Below are 24,486 nucleotides of genomic sequence, written 5' to 3' on the forward strand. Positions count from 1 at the left end.
GTGGCTCGGCGATGACGCAACCGCAGGACCCGCTCGGCATCGCCGACGGAAGACCCGCCGGCCGCCCGATCCAGGTGGAGACGCACGGACTCGACGTCATCGGGGACGCCGAGCGCAAGGGCACCCCGCGCACGCTGTTCTGGCCCTGGTTCGGGGCCAATGTCTCCGTCCTCGGCCTGAGCTACGGCGCCTTCGCGTTCGGCTTCGGGATCTCCTTCTGGCAGGCCCTGGCCGCCGGCGTCCTCGGCATCGTCGGCTCGTTCCTGTTGTGCGGGTTCATCGCGGTCGCCGGGAAGCGCGGCTCGGCGCCCACGATGGTGCTCAGCCGGGCGGCGTACGGAGTGCGCGGCAACCGCCTGCCGTCGGTGATCTCCTGGATGCTCACCGTCGGCTGGGAAACCGTCCTCACCGCGCTCGCCACGATGGCCACCGCGACCGTCTTCGGCCGCCTCGGCTGGGGCGGCGGCACCGGGACCAAGGTCGCCGCCCTCGTGGTCGTGGCCGCGCTGACCGTCGTCGGCGGCGTCATGGGCTTCGACCTGATCATGCGGCTGCAGACGGCGATCACCGTGATCACCGGGGTCCTCACCGTCGTCTACGTCGGTCTCGTCGCCGACCACATCCACTGGAGCACGGTCAGCGCCGTTCCGTCGGGTACCGCGCAGGAGTTCATCGGCGCGCTGGTGTTCATGATGACCGGCTTCGGCCTGGGCTGGGTGAACGCCGCCGCCGACTACTCCCGCTATCTGCCCCGGAGTTCGTCCAGCCGGTCGGTCATCGGCTGGACCACCTTCGGCGCCTCGGTGGCTCCGCTGCTCCTGCTGGTCTTCGGCCTGCTGCTGGCCGGTTCCTCGCCGGCGTTGAGCAAGGCCGTCGCGGCCGACCCGATCGGCGCGCTCACCACGATCCTGCCGACCTGGTTCCTGGTGCCGTTCGCCGTGGTCGCCGTCCTCGGCCTGGTCGGCGGCGCCGTCCTCGACATCTACTCCTCGGGCCTCGCGCTGCTCTCCGCCGGCCTGCCGGTGCCCCGTTATCTGGCCGCCTTCCTCGACGGCCTCCTGATGATCGCCGGCTCGGTGTACATCGTGTTCTTCGCCGGCGACTTCCTCGGCCAGTTCATGGGCTTCCTCACCACGCTCGGCGTCCCCATCGCCGCCTGGTGCGGCATCATCCTCGCCGATCTCGCCCTGCGCCGCCGCGACTACGACGACGGCGACCTCTACCGCCCGCACGGCCGCTACGGCGACGTCCCCCTGCCGCCCCTGCTCCTCACCCTCGCCGCGACGGCCGTCGGCTGGGGCCTGGTCACCAACACCGCGGCGAGCTGGCTGACCTGGCAGGGCTATCTCCTCGGTCCGATCGGCCTCGGCGGCAAGACCGGAGCCTGGGCGTACGCCAACCTCGGCGTCCTGGTGGCGCTCGCGCTCGCCTTCCTCGGTCACCTGCTGACGGGCCGGGGCCGGGTCCGCGCGCAGGAGGCGCAGGCGCCGAGCCCGGCGACCGACGAGGGGGTGCTCCGCTCATGACCGCCGGCCACCTCGCCGTCATCGACATGCAGCGCGTCTTCGCCGACCCGGCGAGCCCATGGGCCACGCCCCGGTACGCCGACGCGGTGGCGGGCGTGCGCAGCCTGCTGCCGGCCTTCGCCGACCGCGTCACCTTCACCCGCTTCCTGGCCCCCGGGAATCCGGCCGGGGCCTGGCGCGCCTACTACGACGCATGGCCCTTCGCCCTGCAGCCCCCGGACGCCGAACTCTGGCACCTTTCGGACGAGTTCACCGGCTTGACCGGCCAGGTCGTGGACGCCAACACCTTCGGCAAGTGGACCCCGGAACTCGCCGCCCGCGTCGGCCCGGACGCCCGCCTTGTCCTGGCCGGTGTCAGCACCGAGTGCTGTGTGCTCTCCACCGCCCTGGCCGCCGCCGACGCCGGCACCGAGGTGCTGGTGGTCGCGGACGCCTGCGCGGGCGTGGACGACGACTCCCACCTCAAGGCCCTGCAGATCATGGAGCTGTACCGGCCGCTGGTCCGGGTCACCACCGTCGGCGACCTCCTCGCCGAGGCCGGGCCGTGACCGGCGTCCCGCTCAAGCACCAGCGGATCAGCGGGATCCTCGCCCGGGAGATCCGCGACGGCACCCGCCGAGCCGGTGAGCGGCTGCCCGGCGAACACACCCTCGCCGAGCGGTTCGGCGTCAGCCGTACGACCGTGCGCGCGGCCCTCGCCGAGCTGTGCGAGGAGGGCCTGATCGCCACCCGCACCGGGAAGGGCTCGTACGTCGTCTTCGACGGCCGTCCGCCGGAGCAACGGCTCGGCTGGGCCCGCGCCCGGGCCGTGCGGGGCGAGCCCACCACCGTCCGGACCCTCGCCGTACGCGAGACGCACGAGGGTGCCCTCGCCGCAGAACTCGCCCTGGAGGGAGACGAGTTCGTGTGCGTGGAGCAGGCCCGTGAGCTGGTCGCGGACGGCACCGTGGTGTCGTACGAGCGCAGTTTCCTGCCGCCGGTGCCGGTGATCCGCGAGCTGCCCGCCCGCGGCCTCGGCCAGGAGCCGGTCACCGAACTGCTGCTGCGGGCGGGGCTGCGGCCCGACCGCGGGGAGCAGCGGGTCTCCGGGCGGCCGGTCGACGCCCGGGAGGCGGAGCTGCTGCGGCGTGCGCCGGGGGACTGGTTCCTGGAGACGCGGCGGACCAGCCGAGCGGCCGACGGTTCCTTCGTCGAGCACGTCGTCGGCCTGCTCGACCCCGGCCACTTCGAGCTGACCCTCACGTTCGGCTGACGCCGACGCGCTCTCCGCGTCAGGAGCGCCCCGTGCCCCGGTAGAGGTCCAGCTCCCCGTCGAGCTCCACGGCGAGCACCGTGGCGTACTCGTCCACGTCGCCCGCCGCCGGCGCGTCCAGCCAGGTCACCCCCGGCACCTCGTGCAGTCCGCCGGTGACACGGTGGCCCAGCTCGGCGCCCGTGCCGAGCACGCTCACCCGGCGCACCCGGTTGCGCAGGCCTCGCACGGACACCGTCTCGCGCGGGACGTCGAAGCACACGAGGTACAGCGTCCGCCGGTCGGCAGACAGCGTGCTCGGGCCGTAGTGATGTCCCGGCGGCAGGCCGGTCACCGTGCCGTACACGGCCTCGGCGTGCCGACCGGTCCACGCCCCGAGCCCCGCCAGGCGCTCCGCCTGCTCAGCGGTGATCGTGCCGTCCTCGCGCGGGCCCACGTCGAGGAGCAGGTTGCCGCCCGCGCCGATCGTCTCCGTGAAGTAGCGCACCAGCTGACGCACCGACTTGTGGTTGTGGTCCCGGTGCTGGAATCCCCAGGAGTCGTTGACGGTCAGGCACAACTCCCAGGGGCCCTCGGGTGCTTGGAGCGGCACGCCCTGCTCAGGGGTGGCGTAGTCGCCGTGGCTCAGCATGCGCGCGTTGAGGACCGTCTCCGGGTTGCCGGCCAGGATCCGGGCGGCCAGGGCGTGCAGGCCCCACTGCTCCTCCGTGCGCTCCCACTCGCCGTCGAACCAGAGCAGATCCGGCCGGAACCGGTCCACCAGCTCCCCGACCTGGCCGTCCCGGTAGGCGAGGAACCGCGCCCAGGCCGCCGGATCCTCCTCGCCGGGCCGGGCGTGCGCCAGGGGGTTGGGAGGATCCTCGTCCGGCGCGGGGTGCCGGGTGCTCGCGTAGTCGGGGTGGTTCCAGTCCGAGTGGGAGTAGTACAGGCCCACCCGCAGGCCCCGCTCGCGCAGCGCGTCGGCGTATCCCGCGATCAGGTCACGCCCGGCCGGCGTACGGCGCGTCACGTTCAGGTCGCCGTGGGCGCTGTCCCACAGGGCCACACCGTCGTGATGGCGCGCGGTGAGCACGGCGTACCGGGCACCGGCACGGGCGAACAGGTCCGCCCAGGCGCGCGGGTCGTAGCGGGAGGCGGTGAAGCCGTCCAGCTGCTTCATGTACTGCTCATGGGACACCTGTCCGGTGTAGAACGACCAGGACTCCGGGACCCCGTCCACCGCGTAGACGCCCCAGTGGACGAAGATCCCCAGCTTCGCGTCGCGGAACCATGGCTGCATCGGCATGCGGCCACGCTAGGGCCTCCCGCACGGGCGACGGTGGCCTCTGTCCGTGGATTTTCACCGTCCCGGGCCACCGCCGGGGCCGGTCCACCACCGTATCTCTCGCTGATCCTCACGCATGTCCCGCGGCCCACCGGGTACGCGAGGCGGAGCACGCCCGGGCGCGGTTCCACCCCCCGGGTGGCCTGTACGACCGTCGCTACCTGGGGACATGCCATGGAGACACCTGCACAGAACGACCTGCCGACGCCGGCCCAGCAGGCGCTGGACGCGTTGGCCGTGAACGCCGAGGACCAGAGCGCGCTGGACGTCCTCGCCCACAGTGACGTGCTCGTCCCCGTGCCGGACGACGCGGTCGACGGGGAGGGCGCCGACGCCACCACCGTGGCCCTGCCCGTCCTGGAACAGCCCGGAGGCGATGCGGTCGTCCCCGTCTTCACCACGGAGGGCGAGATGGCCGGGCTCCTGCCCTTCGTCTCCCGCTACCGCCTCATCCCCCTCGGCGCCCTGGCCTCCCAGTGGCCCGACGAGGAGCTTTCCCTGGCCATAGACGGCAACTCCACGCACGCCTTGACGCTCACGTCACAGGGGGTGCGTACGTTGTTGGCGCGGTGACCGGCGCCCCTGAAAGCGGCGCGGGGCCGTATCGACATGCGGCTCCGCCGCGTGGGCGCGAGAAACCACGAACGACCCGCACCCGCACTCGCGCACGAAAGGAATCACCCACCCCATTGGGTGACAAAACGCCCGCGCCCCGGTGAAGGACGGCCGGAACTGCTCCCCGCCAAGGGTGGTCACACGTCTCCGGAAGGGAAAGATCCCCGGCGGTAGACAGAATGCCGCGCGCGAAGGAGTAGGGGTCGTGAGGGTCGTCCTGCTGGGTACTGCCGCCGGTGGCGGCTTCCCGCAGTGGAACTGCGCCTGCCCACTGTGTACGGCGGCAAGGGACGGCAAGCTGCCCTCCCGCACCCAGGAGTGCGCCGCCGTCACCGGCAACGGCCGCGACTGGTGGCTGCTGAACGCCTCACCCGATCTGCGCGCCCAGCTCACCGCCACACCGACGCTGTGGCCCGGCCCCGGCCCCCGGGACACCTCCCTGCGCGGGGTCCTGCTCACCGACGCCGAGGCCGACCACGTCACCGGCCTCGCCGAGCTGCGCGGAGCGGCGGGCCTGAAGGTCTACACCGCCCCGCCGGTCCGCGCCGTGCTGGCGCCCGCCCGGGCCGCCCTGGACCGCTACGCCCCCTGGGAGTGGGCGGACAGCCTGGCCGACGGCGGGTTCGTGCTGGCCGGCGGGCTGGTGGTCACGGCGCATCCGGTGGGCGCGAAGATCCCGAAATACGTGCCGGTGCAAGCGCCGGAACCGGCCGGCCCGTGGGTGACGGCGTACCGTGTCGAGAACCTGGCCAGCGGGGGAGTTCTGGTGTACGCGCCCTGTGTGGGTGCGTGGAGTCCGGAGCTGGACGAGTTGTGCGCCGAGGCCGACTGCGTGCTGCTGGACGGCACTTTTTACGCGGCCGACGAGATGGGCACGACGGTACGGTCCGGGGCCCGCCAGGCCGCCATGGGCCACCTCCCGGTCACCGGCCCGGACGGCACCCTCGCCGCCCTGGCCCGGCATCCCGGTGCACGCCGGATCTACACCCACCTCAACAACACCAACCCGCTGCTCGACCCGGAGTCACCGGCACGCGCGCGTGTCGCCGAGGCGGGCGTGGAGGTCCTGCCGGACGGGGCCGAGCTGGTGCTCTAGACGGGGCCGAGCCGGTGCGCCGGACGGCGTCGAGCCGGCGCTCCGGACGGGGAAGAGCCGGTGCTCTAGTGATCGTGCCCGGTGCTCAGGGGCTCCTGCTCAGTGCTCCGGCGATCCTGCCCGGTGAGCATGCGCTCCAGCACGGCGCGCTGCAGCGGCAGCACCTCGGCGTGCAGCGCGCGGCCCCTGGGGGTGAGCGCCACCCACACCCCGCGCCGGTCCTCCGCGCACACCGAGCGCTCCACCAGTCCGTCCTTCTCCAGCCGGCCGATCAGCCGGGACAGCGCGCTCTGGCTGAGATGGACCCGGCCGACCAGGTTCTGCACCCGGCACTGGTCGCCCTTCGCGGGCGACTCGGTCGCCAGGATGTCCAGCACCTCGAAGTCGCTGGCACCCAGCCCGTACGGATGCAGGGCCCGGTCGATCTCGCACATGGTGTGGGCGTGTACGGCGAGGATGTCCCGCCACCGTTCCTCGAGCCGGGCGTCGGCCGTCTTGACTGCCATACCCGCACCGTAGCACCGATCCGGCCAATCATTGAGTGTGCAACTAGTGCGGGTGCAAGCAGGCGACTCGTGCGAGCGGGGCCGGGACTCAGGCGGCCGGGTCCTGGAGAAGGCCGATCATGTTGCCGTCGGCGTCCTTCACGGAGGCGATCAGCCGGCCGTTGCCGACGTCCCGCACGTCCTGAACAACCTCGGCACCCGCCTCCAGCAGGGCCGCGAGCCGCTCCCGGAGATCGGTGACGTGCCAGAACGGCACCGGTCCGGTGAGCCCCTGGGCGTGTCCGTTCGGGTCGAGGCCGACGTCCTGCCCCTCGGCCTTGAAACCGACGTAGTAGGGCTGGTCCGCGTACGGCTCGACACCCAGCAGGGCGGTGAACAGGGCCTTGGCACTGTCCTTGTCCTTGACGGGGTAGATGATCGTCTGCACGCCGGCGGTCATGGCTCTCTCCTTCTGAGGTGCGTGACCCGACGGGGTCCCGTCGGTGCGTCTCACGCTAGGACCGGGGAGCCCGCCCCGGCTTCTTCGATCCTGACCGGTTGCGGGCTCCCCGAAGTCCCTACTCGTTGTGCAGCACCTCGGCGACGGTGAGGCGGGCCGCACGCCGGGCGGGTACCAGCGCGCCGACCACGGCGATCACGAGCCCCGCCAGCGCCAGTTCCGCCAGCTGCGGCACGTGCCAGACGTCCGTCATGTACGACGGCAGGGTGATGTCGATCCCCGCCGCCATGCGGGGGACGACCACCTCGTAGGCGGCGATGCCCAGCGGCACGCCCAGCACCGACCCGATCACGCCGAGCACCGCCATCGACGTCACCGTCATCACCGTCACCTGGCGCGGGGTCATCCCGATCGACTTCAGCATGCCCAGGTCGCGGCGCCGGTCGTGGGTGTTGAGCACGGCCGTGTTGAACACTCCGAGGGAAGCGACGAGGGCCAGTAGCAGGGTGAGGGCGGTCGCCGAGTCGATGACGGTCTCGGCGCCGCCGCTCGGGCCGGTCGGTTGAGTACTGAGCCCGTTGTCCACGGCTCGGGCGGCACGCGCGTACGCCGTCCCGTCCACGCCCTCGCGCAGCTTGACGTGATAGGCGAACGCCTTCCCGTCCGGGACCAGCGCGGTGAACGTCGGCCAGGTGCCCACGACCACCCGGTCGTCCTGCTGCATCAGCTCGCCGACCACGGTGACCTCCTCCTCGCGGCCGCTCCTGTGCAGCCGGAGGTGGTCACCGAGGTGCACCCCGTTGTGGCGCAGGAAGGCCGAGCCGACCACGACCTCTCCCGGACGGTGCATCCACCGGCCCCGGACGAGCACGTCGTCCAGGGGCAGGTCCGGCCCACGCCTGCCCTCGAAGATGACCCTCTGCGTGGAACCCTCGAGCCGCGCTTCCTCGTCCGCCCGGCCCGTCACCCGGGCCGCGCCCGGCAACGAGCCCAGCAGCGACTGGAGTTCCCGGTCGCCGTGGACCGGCAGCACCTGCTTGCCGTGGACGTAGTTGCTCGCGTACACCGTGACGTCGTACGCACTCTTGCCGCCGTCTCCGAAGAGGGTCATCGTCGTCGCCAGACCCGTCCCGAACGTCACTGTGGTCACCCCCAGCACCACCGCGGCCAGCGTGAGCGCGCTGCGCGCGGGCCGGGCGAACGCCAGCCCCGCCCCCAGGCTCACCGACCGCGGCAACCGCAGCCCCGCGAGCCGCCGTTGGAGGCCGAGCGCCCGCCCGGCACGCGGTGCGCTGCCCGCGCTGATGGCTCGCGCCGCGGACAGCCGCTGGGCCCGCACGGACGGGCCGAGCGCGGCCAGCACACAGATCAGCGGCATACCGAGCAGGGCCAGCCCGTTGACCCAGGGCGCGATGCCGATCCTGTCGTGCAGCACTCCCGAGTCCGGCCCCGTGAACACGAACTGGAAGAAGGGCTTGGCCAGCAGGTTGCCGGCGAGCGTGCCGAGCGCACAGCCCAGCACGGCCGGCACGCAGACCATCACGAGATAGACGCCCAGCACCTGCCCCGGAGTGAACCCGAGGGCCTTGAGGATGCCGATGTGCCGAAACCCCGACACCACCGCACCGCCGACCACGTTGGCGACGATCAGCACCGCCACCAGGACGCCGAGGATGCCGAACGCCATGAGGTACGGGGCGAATGCGCGGGCGTTGCTGCCGATCCGGTGCTTGAGCGACAGATACGTGTGCGATCCGCGCAGCGAGCCCTTGGGCAGCCCCTCGGTCACCCGGGTCAGGCCCGCGCGCAGCCCGCTCTCGGACGACGCGTCCCGGAACCGGTACGACATCTGCGTGGTGTTCGGATGCAGCGCCGCGATCTGGGCCGGGGCGACCCACACGTCCGCCGTGTCGCTCAGATCGAAGGCGAATCCGACGATGGTGAGGGTCGGCCCGGACGGCAGACGGAACTTCTTGCCGATGGTGCCGCCGGTCCACTCGGACTGCCGGTTGAGGACCATCTCGCCCGGCCGGGTCGGCCACCGGCCCGCCCACAGGTCCACCCGGTCCACCGCACCGCCGGGCCCGGAACGGCCCACAACCGTGATCTCGCCGCCGAGACCCAGGTCCGCCGCGCTGCGTGGAATGTCCACCAGCGCCTGCGGGAACGGACCGGCCACCGCCTCCACTCCGGGCTGCCTCGCGGCTCGTTCCAGCTGTGCGTCCGACACCTTCCCCGGGTCGAACTCGGCGACGACGTGCGGCCCGTGCTGTGCGCCGAAGACGTGGTCGAACGGCGCCGACGCGGCGTCCACCAGCCCCAGTGCGACCACGATCGACCCCGTCGACACCAGCGTGACCAGCCAGATGACGAGCGTCTGCAGTCCGCGTCTGCGTACGGCCGCCCGCGCGGCCTTCCAGACCGCCCTCATACCGACGGCTCCAGGGTGTGCTCACCGGTCACCCGGCCGTCGGCCAGCTGCACCAGCCGGCTCGCGCAGCGCTGCGCGAGCCGCTCGTCGTGCGTGACGATGACCAGGGTCTGGCCGATCTGGTTCAGGTCGATCAGCAGGTCCATCACCTGCTCCCCGGCCCGGCTGTCCAGCGCGCCGGTCGGCTCGTCCGCCAGCAGCAGCGCGGGCCGGTTCATCAACGCCCGTGCCACGGCGACCCGTTGCCGCTCACCCCCGCTGAGCACCGCCGGGTAGGCGTTGCGGCGGCCCGCGATGCCCAGCTCCTCGAACAGCTCCAGCGCCCGCCGCCGGGCCTGCCGGGCCGGAGTGCCGGTCAACTGGGCGGCCAGGGCCACGTTGTCCAGGGCCGACAGATCATCGATGAGGTTGAAGAACTGGAAGATCATGCCGATCCGGCGCCGCCGGTACAGCGCGAGCCCCTTCTCGCTCAACTCCCCGACGCTCTCGCCGTGGACGACGACACGGCCGGCCGTCGGCCGGTCGAGACCGGCGATCATGTTGAGCAACGTGGACTTGCCGCACCCCGAGGGGCCCATGACCGCGACCGCCTCCCCGGCCCCGATCTCCAGCGACACCCCGTCGAGCGCGACCGTCTCGCCGTACTCCTTGCGCACACCGTCGAGCTGTACGACGGTGTCTGCCGTTCCCACCTCGGTAACCATGGGCAGGAACGCTAGACGTGGGACGACCACCCCGGCATCCCTCCGCGGATGGCACTGGGGCACCGGACTCATCCTGCGGATGCAGACGGCTGAATCCCCAGGTCGATGTGGATGTCAGTGCCGTCTGCGACCATGAACGGCATGGGGGAGTACGACGTGCTGACGGCGGCGCTGGCGGTGGCGTGCGCGGCCGTTCTCGGGCTGACGGTGGCGCTGGTGCGCACCCGGCGCCGCTGGCAGGCGGCGGTCGGGGAGCGCGGCTGGCTGCTGGAGCGCGAGCGGGAGAGCGCCGCGGAGGCCGCCATCGCGGCCGAACGGGACCGGATCGCCCGCGAGTTGCACGACATCGTCAGCCACAACGTCAGCCTCATGGTCGTCCAGGCGAGCGCCGCCCGCGAGGTGCTGGGCACGATGCCGGACGAGGCGGCGACGGCGCTCAGAGCCGTCGAGGACGCCGGCCGGGGCGCGATGACCGACCTCAGACATCTGCTCGGACTGCTGGCCCCCGCACCGGACGGCACCGACGGCGACACCGACCCGGGACCGGTCGCGGTGAGCACACCGCTCGCCCCGCAGCCCGGCCTCGACCGGCTCGGCCCGCTCGTGGACCGGATATCCTTCGCCGGGCTGCCGGTCGAGGTCCGCATCTCCGGCGAACCGCGCCCGCTGCCCCAGGGCATCGACGTGACCGCCTACCGGATCATCCAGGAGGCCCTGACCAATGCACTCCGGCACGGCGACGGCGGCAAGGCGGAGGTGACCGTGCGCTACGCCGACCATGCCCTGCGCGTCGAGGTCCTCAACACCGGCCCCAGCGTGCTGACCGGCACCACCCCGGCCACTCCCGGACCGACGGCCGGCGGCACCGGCCGTGGCCTGCTCGGGCTGCGCGAGCGGGTCGCCGTCCACGGCGGTGACCTGGACGCCCGCCGCAGACTCGGCGGCGGTTACCGCGTCCGCGCCCGCCTGCCCTTGGACCGCCCGTGACGGCGGAGGAACGGCCCTTGGCCGTGGACGCGCCCGAGTGGGCGCCCCGGGTGCTGATCGCCGACGACCAGACGCTGATCCGGACCGGCTTCCGGCTGATCCTCACCGCCCGGGGCATCGAGGTGGTCGGCGAGGCCGCCGACGGCGCGGAGGCGGTGTCCGCGGCACGCGAACTGCGTCCGGACGTGGTCCTCATGGACATCCGCATGCCGGGCATGGACGGCCTGGAGGCCACCCGCCGCATCCTGGAGCAGACGCCCGGCTGCCGGGTGCTCATGCTGACCACGTTCGACCTGGACCGGTACGTGTACGAGGCCATCTCCCTCGGGGCCAGCGGCTTCCTGCTCAAGGACGTCACCCCGGAGCACCTGGCGGCGGCCGTACGCCTCGTCGGCACCGGCGACGCCCTCCTCGCCCCGCAGATCACCCGGCGCCTGGTGGAGCGCTACGCGGCCGAGGCCGAGCGGACACCCGAGGCCGTACCCGCCGACCTGACCGCGCTCACACCCCGCGAACGGGAGGTCCTGACCCTGCTGGGCCGCGGCCTGTCCAACACGGAACTGGCGGCCGAGCTGACCCTCAGTGAGGCCACGGTCAAGTCCCACGTGGCCCGCATCTTCGCCAAGCTGGGCCTGCGCGACCGCGCCCAGGCAGTCGTCGTCGCCTATGAGACAGGGCTGGTCGCGCCCCAAAGGGGCGCGAGGCAGTGTTAGATATGCGGCTCCGCCGCGTGGGCGCGACCGGCCATGACGGCGCAGCAGACGCCTGACGGCCGTTCTCGGCACCCCGTGAGGCGCCCGGCGGTCACGCAGATTCGCGCCGTACCAGCTCCGTAGGCAGGATCACCGCCGCCGCATCCTCCCCGCCGATCTGCGCGAGCAGCACCCGCACCATCTCGTTGCTGATCCGGTCCCACGGCTGACGGATCGTGGTGAGCTGAGGGGTCGCGGCCGTAGCCGCCGGCGAGTCGTCGAAGCCGCCGACAGCGATGTCATCCGGCACCCCCTTGCCGGCCCGGTGCAGGGCCGCCGGCACGCCCTGCGCCATCAGGTCGGAGGCGACGAACACCGCGTCGATGTCCGGGGCCTGCGCCAGCAGCCGCTCCGCACCCGCCTCGCCGCTCGCCCGGCTGTAGTCCCCGGAGACGATCAGGCGCTCGTCGACCCCGGTGCCCGCCTCGGCCAGCACCTCCTTGTACCCGGCGAGCCGCTCCACACCACCGGGGGTGTCCAGCGGGCCGGTGACCACACCGATCCGCCGCCGGCCCAGCGACAGCAGATGCCGGACCATGTCCCGGGCCCCGTCCCGGTCGTCCGCGGCCACGTAACTCACCTTGGAGCCGAGACCGATCGGCTTGCCGCAGGCCACGAGCGGCACGGCCACCTCCCGCAGCTCCTCGGCGACCGGATCGCCCGAGTGGCCGGACACCAGCAGTACCCCGTCGACGTGCCCGGCGGTGATGTACCTCGTGATGCGCCGCCGTTCGTCCTCGGTGCCCGCCAGCATCAGCAGCAGCGGGATGTCGTGCGCGGCCAGCGCCTGGGTGCAGCCGCGCAGCAGGACGTTGAAGTTGGGGTCCTCGAAGAACCGCTCCTGCGGCTCGGTCAGCAGGAACCCGACCGAGTCCGAGCGGCCGGTGATCAACGACCGGGCGTGCCGGTTCACGACGTACCCGGTCTTCCGGATGGCGGCGTTGACCGCCTCGGCCGCGGCGGGGCTGACGTAGTGCCCGCGTTGAGCACACGCGAGACGGTGCCGCGCGAGACGCCTGCCTCGCGTGCCACGTCGTGGATCGTCGGCGGTTTGCGCCGGCCCCCCGAATTGCCCATGGTCATGACTTTACGGCCCCGGAGAGCAGGTCGAGGCTCCAGAAGCGCTGAATCACCAGGAACAGCGCGATCAGCGGGAGCACCGCGAGGAACGCGCCCGTGATCACCAGCGTGTACAGCGCGGGCGTGTTGGAGCCCTGTTCCAGCAGTGTGTACAGGCCGAGCGTGAGCGGGAACCCCGCAACTCGCTCGCCCACGTGGCGCGCGGCTCCGAGGGCGCCATGTTGTTCCAGTGGCGCCAGTCCCGGCGCGGCGCCGAGAAGTTCCACTCGGCGATGCTTCCGCACGGCGGAACCGACACGCGCGTGTGGCGCGAGGTGGTCGAACTCGGCGCTTACGTGGACTCGTTGAGCACGATCCGCGGCACCCGCACCGAGGCCGACGTGGCCATGCTGTGGGACTGGCAGTCCTGGTGGGCGCAGAATCTCGCCTGGCGGCCCAGCGCGGACCACGACCCGCGCGAACGCACCGACGCCTTCTACGAGGCCCTCTACGACCGCCACCTCACGGTCGACTTCGCCCATCCGGAAGCCGACTTGTCGGCCTGTCGCCTTGTCGTCGTACCGGCCCTGTACCTGATGACGGAGGCGGCCGGGAACAACCTCACCGAGTACGTCGAGAACGGCGGGACGCTCGTGGTGTCGTACTTCTCCGGAATCGTCGACGAGCACGACGCCGTGCACGAGGGCGCCCACCCGGGTGCGCTGCGACGCCGACATGGTCCAGACAGGCAATGAGATCAACGCCGGCATCCTGTGGTCCGAGGGCTCGACGGACAACTGGAGCCAGCTGGCCGGTCTGCTCAACTCCGGCTACAACGCGGCCAAGGCGGTCGCGCTGCACCTGGCCAAGGGCGGGGACAGGTCGGGCATGGAGTGGTGGTTCGACAACGCGGTCGCCAACGGGGTGAAGTTCGACGCGATCGGCCTGTCGTACTACGGCTACTGGCATGGCCCGCTCTCCGACTTCCAGACCACCCTGGACGACGCGGCCACCCGCTACGGCAAGCCCGTCTTCGTCGCCGAGACGGCGTATCCCTTCACCCTGGCCCAGGACGACTCCCTGGAGAGCTAGTGGCTCCGCACGGATGGTTGACCAGGTAATCGGTTGGAGCCGCGGAGCCTTCGCTGGCTACGCTTCCTGGCATGAATCCCGTGATCGCCGTCCTGGCGTCTTCCGAGGTGGACTGCCTGGAGCGCCTGTGGGGGCAGCTCCTGGTCCACCACAGTCGGGAGGCGGCACACCTGGCGGCTCTCGGCGCGGTTCGTTCACCCGAGGACTCGTGGCGTCTGCGGCGGGGACAGTACCTTGAATGGCTGCAGGAGCCGCGCGCCGCGGTACTGGTCGCCCGGGACGGGAATCACCTGCGCGGCTATGCATTCGTGCGCATTCTGGACGCCCCGGGGTCATGGCAGTGGGGGGACCAAGTCGGGGTGCTGGAAACCCTCGTGGTTGATGACGAGGCTCGCGGCGCCGGAGTCGGGCAGGCCCTTGTCAGGGCCGTTCGCGAGCGTCTCGCCGAGTCGGGTGTCCAGGTCATGAAGATCTCCGTCATCGCGGGCAATGATGGCGCCCTGCGCTTCTACCAACGGGAAGGGGCCGTCGACTTCGTGAAGACGCTGGTCATGCCCGTCTCGGGGTGACGGCGCAGACCGGAGTGGTGCCCGCAACGATGATGTCGCCGTATTCGCGGGGGCAGAGCCCCGGCTGACCCCTCATGCGGCCTTGGCTGGGTATTGAGTCCAAGTGCGGATGGGTGAGTCGGGGGCGAAGTTGGTCTTCGGTTCGGCGCGTGCGTTGCGCCAGCGGACATAGGCGGCGATGGTGGCGTTCTGTTCGGCGTGGGTGCGGTGGTCGGTGCCGTTGAGGGCGAAGTAGCGCAGGGCGGCGAACTCCGATTCGATCCAGTTCAGCCAGGATCCGTAGGTCGGCAGGAAGATCAGCTCGACGTCGTTGTCGGCGACCCAGGTGCGGACCTCGGTGTGCTTGTGCGGGGAGAAGTTGTCCAGCACCAGGTACACCTTCTCTCCGGGCCAGCGGGTGCGCAGGGCTTTGAGCAGGCCGAGGAACTCGCGCCACCGCTTGCGTTTGCGGATCCGGTAGTAGATCTTCCCGGTGGCCAGGTCGAGAGCGGCGAGCATGTGCATCACGCCGCCATAGCGGTTGTAAGTGGCCCGCAGCCGGCGGGGCCTGCCGGCCGGACGCCATGCTCTGCCCTTTCGGGGCATCAGGTTGAGCGGCCCGAACTCGTCGACGCAGATCACCCGCCCGTCGGTCGGTGGGGTGTCGTACAGGGCCAGGACCCGGTGCATCTTGGCGATGAAGTCCGGATCGGTGGACGCCTTCCAGGTGGTCGTGGCCTGCCAGGAGACCTTGCCGTCGCGCAGGATGCGGCGCAGGGTCTCCCGGCTGATCGTCGCGACCACGTGTCGTTCGACCAGGTGGGCTGCGAGTTTGGCCGGGCTCCAGGTGGAGAAGGCCGCGATGTTCCAGTCGGCGGGGGACGTCCGGGCGATCAGGCGGATGTGCTCGCGCACCCGCTCACTGATCGTCTGGGGGCGTCCCCCGCTCCATTTTGGGTCCAGTGCGTCGAACCCCCGCTCGTTGAAGGCGTGGATGACGTCACGGACGTAGTCCTCGCTGACCTGCATCAGCGAGGTGATGTCCTTGGCCGTCTGGCCCTGGGCTGACATCAGCACCACGATCGCCCGCCGCAGCCGGACCGGGTCCTTCGCGGTCCGGCTGATCCGCTGCAGCCGACGCCCCTCGTCCATGCTGACCGGCCGGACGAAAACACTCGGTCGACGTCCCACGACCACCTCCAAGATCAAGTCCTGGAAACAGTCTGCTGACCACCGGGCAGCACGTCGATTACCCAGTCAACGATGCGAGCCGAGCCACTAGATCGACACCACCGGCGAGCTGGTCTCCGGCTACCCGGCGACCGTGGCCGGCCAGATCAAGTGGATGGGCGACGTGGCGAGCATCGTGGAGGCCGTCCGAACGGCCGCGGGCTCGGCGTCTTCTACTGGGAGGCGACCTGGACCGCCGTCTCCGGCAACGGCTGGGACCCGACCGACGCCATCTCCGGCAACGGCTGGGAGAACCAGGCCCTGTTCGGCTACGACGACAAGGCGCTGTCCTCGATGACGTGGTTCAGCCACCGCTGAACCACCGGTGACGGGCCCGGCCGTAAGGGGCGGCCGGGCCTCCGCCGATTTTCCGGGGGCATATGCGCCCGCGCCGGTCGTGCGGCCGTCCGGTACCGGACAACGACCGCCGAGTCCCGGACGCGACGGCGTCGGCCAGGCCACAGTGGGAACACTGCGTACGAGGAGGCCGGGGACGGAGGCGGACGGATGATGGGAACCCCCTCGGGCCGGATGCGGCAGACGATTCTGCAATGGCTCAAGGATCCGGCGGCCCACTTTCCGGCGCCCCGTCGCCGCGACCTCGCCGAGACAGGAGTCACCGCGCGCGCCGTGGCCGCCAAGCTGGGTGTGCCACGCCGGACGGCCGTCGCCCACCTGGACTTCCTCGCCCGGCTCGGCGTGCTGCGCACCCGCCGCAGCTGCCGGGGCACTTGTTACCGGCGTGACGAGATCCGCATCGCGGAGGTCGCCCGGGTCTTCGAGAAGGGGTGGTGAACGAACCCCATGGACCGACCCGCGGCACTCGTCCCGCTCCATTACGTCTCCCTGGGCGCCCGCGGCCCCGAGGACGTCGTCGTGGACGGGCACGGGCGCGTGCTGACCGGAGTGGAGGACGGCCGGATCCTGCGCGTCCGCGACCTCGGGGACCCGCGCGCGGCCCGCGTGGAGGTGCTGGCCGAGACCGGCGGCCGTCCGCTGGGACTCGAACCGTTGCCGGACGGCGGCCTGTTGGTGTGCGACGCGGAACGCGGACTGCTGCGCGTCGACCCCGGTGAAGGCGCCGCCGGCGCCGTCCGCGTGCTCGCGGACTCGGTGGCGGGGGAGCGGCTCCGTTTCTGCAGCAACGTCGTCGCCCTGCCCGACGGCACCGTGTACTTCACCGTCTCCAGCCGCCGCTACCCACTGGAGCACTGGATCGGCGACATCGTCGAACACACCGGCACCGGACGGCTGCTGCGCCTTCCGCCCGAGGGCGGCGAACCCGAAGTCCTGCTGGACGGGCTGCAGTTCGCCAACGGCCTGGCGGCCGGCGCCGACGGCTCCTTCCTGGTGATCGCCGAGACCGGCGCCTGCCGGCTCACCCGCTACCACCTCACCGGTCCGCGCGCCGGGCACGCCGACCTCTTCGCCACGCTGCCGGGCATGCCGGACAACCTCTGGCGCGAGGGCCCGGACGGTCCGCTCTGGGTCGCGCTCGCCGGCCCGCGGGTGCCGCCGCTGGACCTCCTGCACCGTGCTCCGCCCGCCGTGCGCGGCGCCGCCGCCCGGGCCGCCGTACGCGCGCCGTACCGCCCGAGCGGGACGATCGGGGTGACAGTTCTCGACGACACCGGGCGGACCGTCCGGCACCTCACTCGCCGCCGCTCCGGCTTCCGCATGGTCACCAGCGTCTGCGCGAGGGGCGACCACCTCGTCCTCGGTAGCCTGTGGGAGTCCGGCGTCGCGGTCTGCGCGCGGCCCGGGGCCGGCTGACACGGCGGTAGGCTGGTGCCCGGCCGTGATCACCCGTCGGGGCAGGCCGAACAGGAGACGCACCAGCATGACAGCCCCGGAAGCCGAGAGCCTCCGTGTCCGTCCCACCCCACGGCGGCGGTCCGAGTGGCGCGCCCAGACACCCGTCGTCGCGGTGGTCGCCCTCGGCGGCGCCCTCGGCGCGTGTGCCCGCTACGGCCTCTCCCTCGCCTGGCCCACGCCACCCGGCGGTTTCCCCTGGGCGACCTTCATCACCAACGTCCTCGGCTGTGCGGTGATCGGTGTCTTCATGGTGCTCATCACCGACGTGTGGGCCGCCCACCGCCTCGTACGCCCCTTCTTCGGCACCGGCGTGCTCGGCGGGTTCACCACGTTCTCCACCCACGCCGTCGACATCCGCAAGCTGGTCGACGCGGGCCGCCCGGGCCTCGGGCTCGCCTATCTCGCCGCGACGCTGTGCGCGGCCCTCGCCGCGGTGTGGCTGGCCTCGGTCGCTGCCCGCCGGGTGCTGATCGGGAGGAAGCGATGACGTCACTCACGGGCCGGGCCCTCCGGCTGACCGTCTACATCGGCGAGGACGACACCTGGCACCACAAGCCCCTCTACTCCGAGATCGTGCACCGCGCGCACGCGGCCGGGCTCGCCGGGGCGAGCGTCTTCCGGGGCATCGAGGGCTTCGGCGCGTCCTCCCGTATCCACACCTCCCGCCTGCTGTCCCTGAGTGAGGACCTGCCCGTGGCGGTCGTCGTGGTGGACACCGAGGAGCGGGTACGGGCGTTCCTGCCGCAGCTGGACGAACTCGTCGACGAGGGGCTCGTGACCCTGGAGGAGTGCGAGGTCGTCCGTTATGTGGGGCGCGGGGGTGGCGGCCCGGCCGGCACGGATCCGAAGGGTAAGAAGTCGTTGTGAACTGGCTGCTCGTCATCGCGGGGGCCGTGATCGGCGCACCGCTGCGCTATCTCACCGACCGTGCCGTGCAGGCCCGCCACGACTCGGTCTTCCCCTGGGGCACCTTCGTGGTGAACGTCACCGGCTCTCTGGTCCTCGGGCTGCTCACGGGCGCCCTCTCCGCCGGGGCGGCCGGTCCCCATCTGCAGCTGCTGGTCGGCACCGGCTTCTGCGGAGCGCTGACGACGTACTCGACCTTCTCCTACGAGACGCTGCGGCTGACCGAAGCCGGCTCCGGCCTCTACGCTGCCGCCAACGTCGTGGCGAGCTTGGCGGCGGGGCTCGCCGCCGCCTTCGCCGGCGTCTCGCTCGCCGCCGCACTGTGGGCCTAGGCGCTTGTCAGAGCGCTGGGCGCAACAAGTACTGTCTACAGCAATGTCGACCAACTCTCCTCAGAACTGGATCCCATGAGCGCCATCTCCGTCGGTCAGGCCGTCGTCCTCGGAGTAGTCGAGGGGGTGACCGAGTTCCTCCCGGTGTCGTCCACCGGTCACCTGAAGATCGCCGAGGGGCTCATGAACATCCCCGTCGACGACAAGTCCGTCGTCGGCTTCTCCGCCGTCATCCAGGTCGGCGCCATCGCCGCCGTGCTCGTGTACTTCTTCAAGGACATCAAGCGGATCGTCTCCGCCTGGTTCCGCGGTCTGACCAACCGTGAGGAGCGCTACCACCACGACTACAAGTTCGCCTGGTGGGTCATCTACGCCACCATCCCGATCGTCGTGGTCGGCCTGGCCGCCAAGAAGCTGGTCGAGGGCCCGCTGGGCTCGCTGTGGGTGGTGGCCGGCTCGCTGATCGTCGGCTCGGGTGTGATGTGGGCGGCCGACCAGATGGGCCGGCACAAGCGCGGTGAGGACGACACGTCGTTCAAGGACGCGATGTGGGTCGGCTGCTCGCAGATCCTCGCCCTGCTCTTCCCCGGCTTCTCCCGCTCCGGCGCCACCATGTCCACCGCGCTCATCCTGGACCTGGACCGCGTCGCCGCAACCCGCCTGTCCTTCTTCCTCGGCATCCCGGCCCTGACCGGCGCCGGCATCTACGAGCTCAAGGACGCCCTCGGTGCGGGCGTCGGCGCCGCCCCGCTGGCCGTCGGCACGATCGTGTCGTTCGTGGTCGCCTACGCCTCCATCGCCTGGCTGCTGAAGTTCGTCGCCAAGCACTCGTTCAACGCCTTCGTGATCTACCGGATCATCATCGGCGCGGGCCTGCTCGGCCTGCTCGCCACGGGTGTGCTCGACGCCTGACCCAACTCGCCTGATCGCCCACGGGGTGCGGATGCCTGCATTCAGGCGCCGCACCCCGTGAATGTTTCCTTACGGGACGCCTTGACAGTCCTGGCACGCAACCCGCAGGATCGCTCCCGTGAACCTGTCAGACAGCCAGACAGGTGGCTCGGGTCCGCGGCGCGTCAGCGCCATGGAAGCGGTCCTGGCCCACCTCCGCGACGCCATCGAACGCGGCGAGTACGCCATCGGCGACAAGCTCCCCTCCGAGGCCGAGCTGTGCCGCACCCTCGAGGTGTCCCGGCCCGTGCTGCGGGAGGCGCTGCGCGCGCTGCAGACGATGGGCCTCACGGTCTCCCGGACCGGCAAGGGCACCTTCGTCGTCGCGAACGCCGTGGAAGACCCCACATTCGGCGACTACGCGGCCAGCGACCTGCTCGAGGTGCGCCGGCACATCGAGATCCCGGTCGCCGGATACGCGGCCGCACGCCGCACCCCGGAGAACCTGGACCACCTGGCCCACCTGCTCGACCGCATGGAGCGGGAGACGGACACCACGGCCTGGGTCGCGATGGACACCCTCTTCCACCTCGCGATCGCCGAGGCCGCCCAGAACCCGGTCTTCCGCCGGGTCATCGAGGAGATCCGCGACGCACTGGCGCGTCAGTCGGCCTTCCTCAACGAACTGGGCGGCCGCCGCGAGCAGTCCAACCGCGAGCACCGGGCCATCGTCGAGGCGCTGATCGACGGTTCCGAACACGACGCCGTTCAGGCCATGAGCCACCACCTGGACCGCGTCGAGACGACCCTCACCGACATCGTGCGTCCCCAGCGGACGGACGATCTCCCCACGGAAGGCGGACCCGAGGCGTGAGCGAGCAGCACCTCAAAGACGAGACGCGCCCCTCGTCCGGCCATGTCGACGCCGGAGACGCCGGCTACAGCAAAGGCCTGAAGCACCGGCACGTCAACATGATCGCCATCGGCGGAGCCATCGGCACCGGCCTCTTCCTCGGCGCCGGCGGCCGGCTCGCCGACGCCGGACCCTCCTTGTTCATCGCCTACGCCGTCTGCGGCGTCTTCGCCTTCCTGGTCGTACGCGCCCTCGGCGAACTCGTCCTGTACCGCCCGTCCTCCGGCGCCTTCGTGTCGTACGCGAGGGAGTTCCTGGGCGAGAAGGGCGCCTACACCGCGGGCTGGATGTACTTCCTCAACTGGGCGACCACCGGCATCGCCGACATCACGGCGGTCGCCACCTACACCCACTACTGGGGCATGTTCTCGGACATCCCGCAGTGGGTGATCGCGCTCATGGCCCTGGCCGTGGTCCTCACCGTGAACCTGATCTCGGTGAAGATCTTCGGCGAACTGGAGTTCTGGTTCGCGATCGTCAAGGTCTCCGCGCTGGTCGTCTTCATGTGCATCGGCATCTTCCTGCTGGTCACACAGCACCCGGTGGCCGGCCACCACCCCGGCCCGTCCCTGATCACGGACAACGGCGGCATCTTCCCCAACGGCCTGCTGCCGATGCTGCTGATCATCCAGGGTGTCGTCTTCGCCTACGCCTCCGTCGAGCTGGTCGGCGTGGCCGCCGGTGAGACCGAGAGCCCCGAGAAGATCATGCCGAAGGCGATCAACTCGATCATGTGGCGCGTGGGCCTGTTCTACGTCGGCTCCGTCGTGCTGCTGTCCATGCTGATGCCCTGGAACGCGTACAGCGCCGGCCAGAGCCCCTTCGTGACCGTCCTGTCGCACATCGGCGTCCCCGCGGCCGGCGACGTGATGAACCTGGTCGTGCTCACCGCCGCCATGTCCTCGCTGAACTCCGGCCTGTACTCCACCGGGCGCATCCTGCGCTCCATGGCCATGAGCGGCTCGGCCCCGAAGTTCACCGCGCGAATGAGCCGCAGCCAGGTCCCCTACGGCGGAATCCTCCTCACCAGCGGTATCTGTGTCCTCGGCGTGGGCCTCAACTACGTCGTCCCCGCCGACGCGTTCGAGATCGTCCTCAACTTCGCGGCGATCGGCATCCTCGCGACCTGGGGCATGATCATGCTCTGTCACCTGCTCTTCTGGCAGAAGACCCAGAAGGGCGAGCTGACCCGGCCGTCGTACCGGCTGCCGGGCTCCCCCTGGACCGAGGTCGTGACGCTGGCGTTCCTCGCCTCCGTCCTGGTCCTCATGTACGCCGACGGCGGCGCCGGACGCACCACCGTGCTCTGTCTGCCGCTCATCGTCGCAACCCTGGTCGCGGGCTGGTACGGCATCCGCGGCCGGATATCCCGCACGTCCACCGGCGCCGACGCGTGACCCGCGTACCGGCCGACCCCGACCCATCGATGCAGGCAGTGATGTACAGCAGTTCCCCCGCCGACGCACCCGTCGTCCGCGAACCCCTCCACGCCCCCGTCGCCCACCTCGTCCGCGGGGGAGTAGTCGAAGGCATCCACTACGGCTCCGTCGTCGTCCTCGGCGCCGACGGCAAGGTGGACTTCCAACTCGGCGACATCGAGGCCGCTTTCTACCCGCGCTCGGCCGTCAAGCCCCTCCAGGCCGTGGCCATGCTGCGGGCCGGGCTGCCGCTCGACGGCGCGCTGCTGTCGCTGGCCGCCGCCAGCCACTCCGGCGAGGAGCGCCACCTCGCCGGCACCCGGCGCATCCTCGAACTCGCCGGGCTCACCGAGAACCACCTGCGCAACGTCCCCGACATGCCCTTCGACCCGGTCGTCCGCGACGCGTGGGTGCACGAGGGCCGCCTCCCCTCCCGGCTCGCCCAGAACTGCTCCGGCAAGCACGCCGCCATGCTGTGGACCGCCCAGCTCAACGGCTGGTCCCTGGAGGACTACCTCGATCCGGGGCACCCGCTCCAGCAGGCGATCCAGGAGATCGTCGAGGACCTGACCGGCCAGCGGGTCGCCCGGGTCACCGTGGACGGCTGCGGCGCGCCGCTGTTCTCCATCTCCCTGCACGGCCTCGCCCGCGCCCTGTCCCGGATCACCTCGGCGCCCCCCGGCACGCCCGAGGCCCGGGTCGCCGACGCGATGCGCGAGCACGCCGAGATGGCCTCCGGCTCGGGGCGCGATGTCGCGGCGCTGATGGGGGCCGTGCCGGGGTTGCTCGCGAAGGACGGTTTCGAGGGCGTTCAGGTTGCTGCCCTCCCTGATGGCCGTGCCATCGCCGTGAAGATCGCGGATGGGGCGAACCGGGCGCGGATTCCGGTCGCGGCGGCGGCGCTCGCTCGCGCGGGCGTGGACCCCGGGTTGCTGACCGAGTTCGCTGGGGAGCCGCTGCTCGGGGGTGGGGAGCCGGTGGGGTGCGTGCGGGCTGCGCGTGCGCTGGATCCGGTTCCGTTCACTACCTGCGCGTAGCGCTCCGCCGGATCGGCCGTCTTGGATCTGCGGGTCCGTCGTGATTGATCGCGCCCGCGGCGGAGCCGTATATCGCACACAGCCCCGCGCCCCTTCCGGGGCGCCTTCACCTCCGTACCTCAGAAAGAGGACCGTTTTCCTCATGACCGCCGCCACCACCCGCAGCGAGCACGATCTGCTCGGCGACCGTGACGTACCTGCCGACGCGTACTGGGGTGTGCACACCCTGCGCGCGACGGAGAACTTCCCCATCACGGGCACCCCGATCTCCGCCTACCCGCATCTGATCGACGCCCTGGCCGCCGTCAAGGAGGCCGCCGCTCTCGCCAACGAGGAACTCGGGCTGCTGGCACCGGAGAAGGCGCGTGCGATCGTCGCCGCCTGCCGGGAGATCCGGGCGGGCAAGCTGCACGACCAGTTCGTCGTCGACGTCATCCAGGGCGGCGCCGGCACGTCCACCAACATGAACGCCAACGAGGTTGTGGCCAACCGGGCGCTGGAGCTGCTCGGTCGCGCCAAGGGGGAGTACGCGTATCTGCACCCCAACGAGGACGTCAACCTCGGTCAGTCGACCAATGACGTCTACCCGACCGCCGTCAAGATAGCGACGGTGTTCGCGGTCCGTGGACTGCTCAAGGCGATGGCCGTACTGCAGGACTCGTTCGCCCGCAAGGCCGTCGAGTTCCGGGACGTGCTCAAGATGGGCCGTACACAGTTGCAGGACGCCGTGCCGATGACGCTCGGTCAGGAGTTCTCTGCATTCGCCGTCATGATCGAGGAGGACCGCAGCCGTCTCGCCGAGGCCGTCGAGTTGATCCATGAGATCAACCTGGGCGCCACGGCCATCGGTACGGGACTCAACGCACCCGCCGGGTACGCCGAGGCCGCCCGCCGGCACCTGGCCGACATCACCGGCCTGCCGCTGGTCACCGCCGCCAACCTGGTCGAGGCCACCCAGGACTGCGGTGCCTTCGTCCAGGTGTCCGGTGTGCTGAAGCGGATCGCGGTCAAGCTCTCCAAGAGCTGCAACGACCTGCGGCTGCTGTCCTCCGGGCCGCGTGCCGGCCTCGGCGAGATCAACCTGCCGCCGGTGCAGGCCGGTTCGTCCATCATGCCGGGCAAGGTGAACCCGGTGATCCCCGAGGTGGTCAACCAGGTCGCCTTCGAGGTGATCGGCAACGACGTCGCCATCACGATGGCCGCCGAGGCCGGACAGCTCCAGCTCAACGCCTTCGAGCCGATCATCCTGCACTCGCTGTCGGAGTCCGTCACCCATCTGCAGAGCGCCTGCCTGACCCTCGCCGAGCGCTGCGTGTCCGGCATCACCGCCAACACCGAGCGGCTGCGCGCCACCGTGGAGAATTCCATCGGCCTGGTCACCGCCCTCAACCCGCACATCGGGTACACGGCAGCCACCGACATCGCCAAGGAGGCACTCGTCACGGGGCGTGGCGTGGCCGAACTGGTGCTGGAGAAGGGGCTGCTGCCTGCCGAACGGCTGACGGATCTGCTCCGGCCGGAGGTGCTGGCGGGCAGCGGAACGGAGCCGGTGATCTGACGGGAGGGAACCCGCGTGCCAGGCCGATGCGGCGCCCCCGGCCAAACCGACACGC

General features: G+C 71.2%; 24 protein-coding genes and 5 pseudogenes. 21 read left to right on the forward strand and 8 right to left on the reverse strand.

Going from position 1 to position 24,486, the window contains the following annotated elements:
* Positions 1–11 precede the first annotated feature (11 nt).
* Genes ACWGJ5_RS35565 through ACWGJ5_RS35575 form a run of 3 tightly spaced genes read left to right on the forward strand, consistent with a single transcriptional unit; the run spans position 12 to position 2,778 of the window.
* Positions 12–1,526: a purine-cytosine permease family protein gene (locus tag ACWGJ5_RS35565; RefSeq protein ID WP_453313755.1), complete on the forward strand. Its 1,515-nt coding sequence runs from the start codon at positions 12–14 to the stop codon at positions 1,524–1,526.
* Positions 1,523–2,074 carry a cysteine hydrolase family protein gene (locus tag ACWGJ5_RS35570; protein ID WP_453313756.1) on the forward strand — a complete coding sequence of 184 codons (552 nt, stop codon included), beginning with the start codon at positions 1,523–1,525 and terminating at the stop codon, positions 2,072–2,074. The genes ACWGJ5_RS35565 and ACWGJ5_RS35570 overlap by 4 nt, the downstream gene beginning before the upstream one ends.
* A complete protein-coding gene (locus tag ACWGJ5_RS35575) occupies positions 2,071–2,778 on the forward strand; it encodes a GntR family transcriptional regulator (protein ID WP_453313757.1) in 708 nt (235 codons plus the stop codon). The genes ACWGJ5_RS35570 and ACWGJ5_RS35575 overlap by 4 nt, the downstream gene beginning before the upstream one ends.
* 19 nt (positions 2,779–2,797) lie before the next feature.
* Here the strand turns inward: ACWGJ5_RS35575 and ACWGJ5_RS35580 are convergent, their stop codons facing one another.
* Positions 2,798–4,063 (reverse strand): alpha-L-fucosidase, encoded by a 1,266-nt coding sequence (locus tag ACWGJ5_RS35580; RefSeq protein WP_453313758.1) that lies wholly within the window; start codon positions 4,061–4,063, stop codon positions 2,798–2,800.
* 213 nt (positions 4,064–4,276) lie between these two features.
* Between ACWGJ5_RS35580 and ACWGJ5_RS35585 the strand changes: the two genes are divergently transcribed.
* A complete protein-coding gene (locus tag ACWGJ5_RS35585; RefSeq protein ID WP_385312799.1) occupies positions 4,277–4,675 on the forward strand; it encodes an SseB family protein in 399 nt (132 codons plus the stop codon).
* 247 nt (positions 4,676–4,922) lie between these two features.
* Complete coding sequence (gene pqqB, locus ACWGJ5_RS35590; RefSeq protein ID WP_453313759.1) at positions 4,923–5,813, forward strand: pyrroloquinoline quinone biosynthesis protein PqqB; 891 nt, start codon at positions 4,923–4,925, stop codon at positions 5,811–5,813.
* 65 nt (positions 5,814–5,878) lie between these two features.
* On the opposite strand, the gene ACWGJ5_RS35595 is transcribed toward pqqB, so the two are convergent.
* The 4 genes from ACWGJ5_RS35595 to ACWGJ5_RS35610 all read right to left on the reverse strand — a co-directional run bounded on the left by ACWGJ5_RS35595 (position 5,879) and on the right by ACWGJ5_RS35610 (position 9,893).
* The gene (locus ACWGJ5_RS35595) at positions 5,879–6,319 is read right to left on the reverse strand and encodes a MarR family winged helix-turn-helix transcriptional regulator (RefSeq protein ID WP_453313760.1); all 441 of its coding nucleotides are present in this window, start codon (positions 6,317–6,319) and stop codon (positions 5,879–5,881) included.
* An 88-nt stretch (positions 6,320–6,407) separates the two neighbouring features.
* Complete coding sequence (locus tag ACWGJ5_RS35600) at positions 6,408–6,758, reverse strand: VOC family protein (RefSeq protein WP_453313761.1); 351 nt, start codon at positions 6,756–6,758, stop codon at positions 6,408–6,410.
* Positions 6,759–6,876: 118 nt separating this feature from the next.
* On the reverse strand, positions 6,877–9,189 hold the full coding sequence (locus ACWGJ5_RS35605; RefSeq protein WP_453313762.1) for an FtsX-like permease family protein: 2,313 nt from the start codon (positions 9,187–9,189) through the stop codon (positions 6,877–6,879).
* On the reverse strand, positions 9,186–9,893 hold the full coding sequence (locus ACWGJ5_RS35610) for an ABC transporter ATP-binding protein (RefSeq protein ID WP_453313763.1): 708 nt from the start codon (positions 9,891–9,893) through the stop codon (positions 9,186–9,188). Before ACWGJ5_RS35610 ends, ACWGJ5_RS35605 begins: the two co-directional genes overlap by 4 nt.
* Positions 9,894–10,034: 141 nt before the next feature.
* On the opposite strand from ACWGJ5_RS35610, the gene ACWGJ5_RS35615 reads away from it, so the two are divergent.
* Complete coding sequence (locus ACWGJ5_RS35615) at positions 10,035–10,880, forward strand: sensor histidine kinase (RefSeq protein WP_453313764.1); 846 nt, start codon at positions 10,035–10,037, stop codon at positions 10,878–10,880.
* 23 nt (positions 10,881–10,903) lie between these two features.
* Positions 10,904–11,593 (forward strand): response regulator, encoded by a 690-nt coding sequence (locus ACWGJ5_RS35620; RefSeq protein WP_453313833.1) that lies wholly within the window; start codon positions 10,904–10,906, stop codon positions 11,591–11,593.
* A gap of 91 nt (positions 11,594–11,684) precedes the next feature.
* On the opposite strand, the pseudogene ACWGJ5_RS35625 reads toward ACWGJ5_RS35620, so the two are convergent.
* A pseudogene (locus ACWGJ5_RS35625) lies at positions 11,685–12,715 on the reverse strand (LacI family DNA-binding transcriptional regulator).
* Positions 12,712–12,885: pseudogene (locus tag ACWGJ5_RS35630) on the reverse strand (carbohydrate ABC transporter permease); the annotation flags it as partial. The pseudogenes ACWGJ5_RS35625 and ACWGJ5_RS35630, both read right to left, overlap by 4 nt.
* A gap of 3 nt (positions 12,886–12,888) precedes the next feature.
* Between ACWGJ5_RS35630 and ACWGJ5_RS35635 the strand changes: the two are divergent.
* The 3 genes and pseudogenes from ACWGJ5_RS35635 to ACWGJ5_RS35645 all read left to right on the forward strand — a co-directional run.
* Positions 12,889–13,419, forward strand: a pseudogene (locus ACWGJ5_RS35635) (beta-galactosidase); the annotation flags it as partial.
* Positions 13,418–13,780: pseudogene (locus ACWGJ5_RS35640) on the forward strand (glycosyl hydrolase 53 family protein); the annotation flags it as partial. The pseudogenes ACWGJ5_RS35635 and ACWGJ5_RS35640, both read left to right, overlap by 2 nt.
* Before the next feature lie 74 nt (positions 13,781–13,854).
* Positions 13,855–14,352, forward strand: coding sequence for an N-acetyltransferase family protein (locus ACWGJ5_RS35645; RefSeq protein ID WP_453313765.1), 498 nt, complete (start codon positions 13,855–13,857; stop codon positions 14,350–14,352).
* A 72-nt stretch (positions 14,353–14,424) separates the two neighbouring features.
* Here ACWGJ5_RS35645 and ACWGJ5_RS35650 read toward each other — a convergent pair whose 3' ends face one another.
* Positions 14,425–15,522 carry an IS630 family transposase gene (locus ACWGJ5_RS35650; protein ID WP_453313766.1) on the reverse strand — a complete coding sequence of 366 codons (1,098 nt, stop codon included), beginning with the start codon at positions 15,520–15,522 and terminating at the stop codon, positions 14,425–14,427.
* A 91-nt stretch (positions 15,523–15,613) separates the two neighbouring features.
* Here ACWGJ5_RS35650 and ACWGJ5_RS35655 point away from each other — a divergent pair.
* The 11 genes and pseudogenes from ACWGJ5_RS35655 to aspA all read left to right on the forward strand — a co-directional run.
* Positions 15,614–15,879, forward strand: a pseudogene (locus ACWGJ5_RS35655) (glycosyl hydrolase 53 family protein); the annotation flags it as partial.
* A 189-nt stretch (positions 15,880–16,068) separates the two neighbouring features.
* Positions 16,069–16,356 carry an ArsR family transcriptional regulator gene (locus ACWGJ5_RS35660; protein ID WP_453313767.1) on the forward strand — a complete coding sequence of 96 codons (288 nt, stop codon included), beginning with the start codon at positions 16,069–16,071 and terminating at the stop codon, positions 16,354–16,356.
* A 9-nt stretch (positions 16,357–16,365) separates the two neighbouring features.
* Positions 16,366–17,334: an SMP-30/gluconolactonase/LRE family protein gene (locus ACWGJ5_RS35665; RefSeq protein WP_453313768.1), complete on the forward strand. Its 969-nt coding sequence runs from the start codon at positions 16,366–16,368 to the stop codon at positions 17,332–17,334.
* Positions 17,335–17,401: 67 nt separating this feature from the next.
* On the forward strand, positions 17,402–17,863 hold the full coding sequence (gene crcB / locus ACWGJ5_RS35670) for a fluoride efflux transporter CrcB (RefSeq protein WP_453313769.1): 462 nt from the start codon (positions 17,402–17,404) through the stop codon (positions 17,861–17,863).
* Entirely contained in the window at positions 17,860–18,243 is a 384-nt protein-coding gene (locus tag ACWGJ5_RS35675) for a DUF190 domain-containing protein (RefSeq protein WP_453313770.1), read from the forward strand. Before crcB (ACWGJ5_RS35670) ends, ACWGJ5_RS35675 begins: the two co-directional genes overlap by 4 nt.
* Complete coding sequence (gene crcB / locus ACWGJ5_RS35680) at positions 18,240–18,614, forward strand: fluoride efflux transporter CrcB (protein WP_453313771.1); 375 nt, start codon at positions 18,240–18,242, stop codon at positions 18,612–18,614. Before ACWGJ5_RS35675 ends, crcB (ACWGJ5_RS35680) begins: the two co-directional genes overlap by 4 nt.
* Before the next feature lie 75 nt (positions 18,615–18,689).
* Positions 18,690–19,526 (forward strand): undecaprenyl-diphosphate phosphatase, encoded by an 837-nt coding sequence (locus ACWGJ5_RS35685; protein ID WP_453313772.1) that lies wholly within the window; start codon positions 18,690–18,692, stop codon positions 19,524–19,526.
* Between the two features lie 118 nt (positions 19,527–19,644).
* Positions 19,645–20,379: a FadR/GntR family transcriptional regulator gene (locus ACWGJ5_RS35690; protein ID WP_228622366.1), complete on the forward strand. Its 735-nt coding sequence runs from the start codon at positions 19,645–19,647 to the stop codon at positions 20,377–20,379.
* Positions 20,376–21,815, forward strand: coding sequence for an amino acid permease (locus tag ACWGJ5_RS35695; RefSeq protein ID WP_453313773.1), 1,440 nt, complete (start codon positions 20,376–20,378; stop codon positions 21,813–21,815). Before ACWGJ5_RS35690 ends, ACWGJ5_RS35695 begins: the two co-directional genes overlap by 4 nt.
* Positions 21,816–21,856: 41 nt before the next feature.
* A complete protein-coding gene (locus tag ACWGJ5_RS35700) occupies positions 21,857–22,873 on the forward strand; it encodes an asparaginase (RefSeq protein WP_453313774.1) in 1,017 nt (338 codons plus the stop codon).
* Between the two features lie 142 nt (positions 22,874–23,015).
* Positions 23,016–24,431 (forward strand): aspartate ammonia-lyase, encoded by a 1,416-nt coding sequence (gene aspA, locus ACWGJ5_RS35705; protein WP_453313775.1) that lies wholly within the window; start codon positions 23,016–23,018, stop codon positions 24,429–24,431.
* Positions 24,432–24,486: the final 55 nt, after the last annotated feature.

The sequence above is a fragment of the Streptomyces sp. NPDC054783 genome, assembly GCF_053611725.1.

Coding starts and splice junctions, on each gene's coding strand:
- ACWGJ5_RS35565 (WP_453313755.1), top strand. CDS start 12: ATGACGCAACCGCAGGACCCGCTCGGCATCGCCGACGGAAGACCCGCC.
- ACWGJ5_RS35570 (WP_453313756.1), top strand. CDS start 1,523: ATGACCGCCGGCCACCTCGCCGTCATCGACATGCAGCGCGTCTTCGCC.
- ACWGJ5_RS35580 (WP_453313758.1), bottom strand. CDS start 4,063: ATGCCGATGCAGCCATGGTTCCGCGACGCGAAGCTGGGGATCTTCGTC.
- ACWGJ5_RS35585 (WP_385312799.1), top strand. CDS start 4,277: ATGGAGACACCTGCACAGAACGACCTGCCGACGCCGGCCCAGCAGGCG.
- ACWGJ5_RS35595 (WP_453313760.1), bottom strand. CDS start 6,319: ATGGCAGTCAAGACGGCCGACGCCCGGCTCGAGGAACGGTGGCGGGAC.
- ACWGJ5_RS35600 (WP_453313761.1), bottom strand. CDS start 6,758: ATGACCGCCGGCGTGCAGACGATCATCTACCCCGTCAAGGACAAGGAC.
- ACWGJ5_RS35605 (WP_453313762.1), bottom strand. CDS start 9,189: ATGAGGGCGGTCTGGAAGGCCGCGCGGGCGGCCGTACGCAGACGCGGA.
- ACWGJ5_RS35610 (WP_453313763.1), bottom strand. CDS start 9,893: ATGGTTACCGAGGTGGGAACGGCAGACACCGTCGTACAGCTCGACGGT.
- ACWGJ5_RS35615 (WP_453313764.1), top strand. CDS start 10,035: ATGGGGGAGTACGACGTGCTGACGGCGGCGCTGGCGGTGGCGTGCGCG.
- ACWGJ5_RS35645 (WP_453313765.1), top strand. CDS start 13,855: ATGAATCCCGTGATCGCCGTCCTGGCGTCTTCCGAGGTGGACTGCCTG.
- ACWGJ5_RS35660 (WP_453313767.1), top strand. CDS start 16,069: ATGATGGGAACCCCCTCGGGCCGGATGCGGCAGACGATTCTGCAATGG.
- ACWGJ5_RS35665 (WP_453313768.1), top strand. CDS start 16,366: ATGGACCGACCCGCGGCACTCGTCCCGCTCCATTACGTCTCCCTGGGC.
- crcB (WP_453313769.1), top strand. CDS start 17,402: ATGACAGCCCCGGAAGCCGAGAGCCTCCGTGTCCGTCCCACCCCACGG.
- ACWGJ5_RS35675 (WP_453313770.1), top strand. CDS start 17,860: ATGACGTCACTCACGGGCCGGGCCCTCCGGCTGACCGTCTACATCGGC.
- ACWGJ5_RS35685 (WP_453313772.1), top strand. CDS start 18,690: ATGAGCGCCATCTCCGTCGGTCAGGCCGTCGTCCTCGGAGTAGTCGAG.
- ACWGJ5_RS35700 (WP_453313774.1), top strand. CDS start 21,857: ATGTACAGCAGTTCCCCCGCCGACGCACCCGTCGTCCGCGAACCCCTC.
- aspA (WP_453313775.1), top strand. CDS start 23,016: ATGACCGCCGCCACCACCCGCAGCGAGCACGATCTGCTCGGCGACCGT.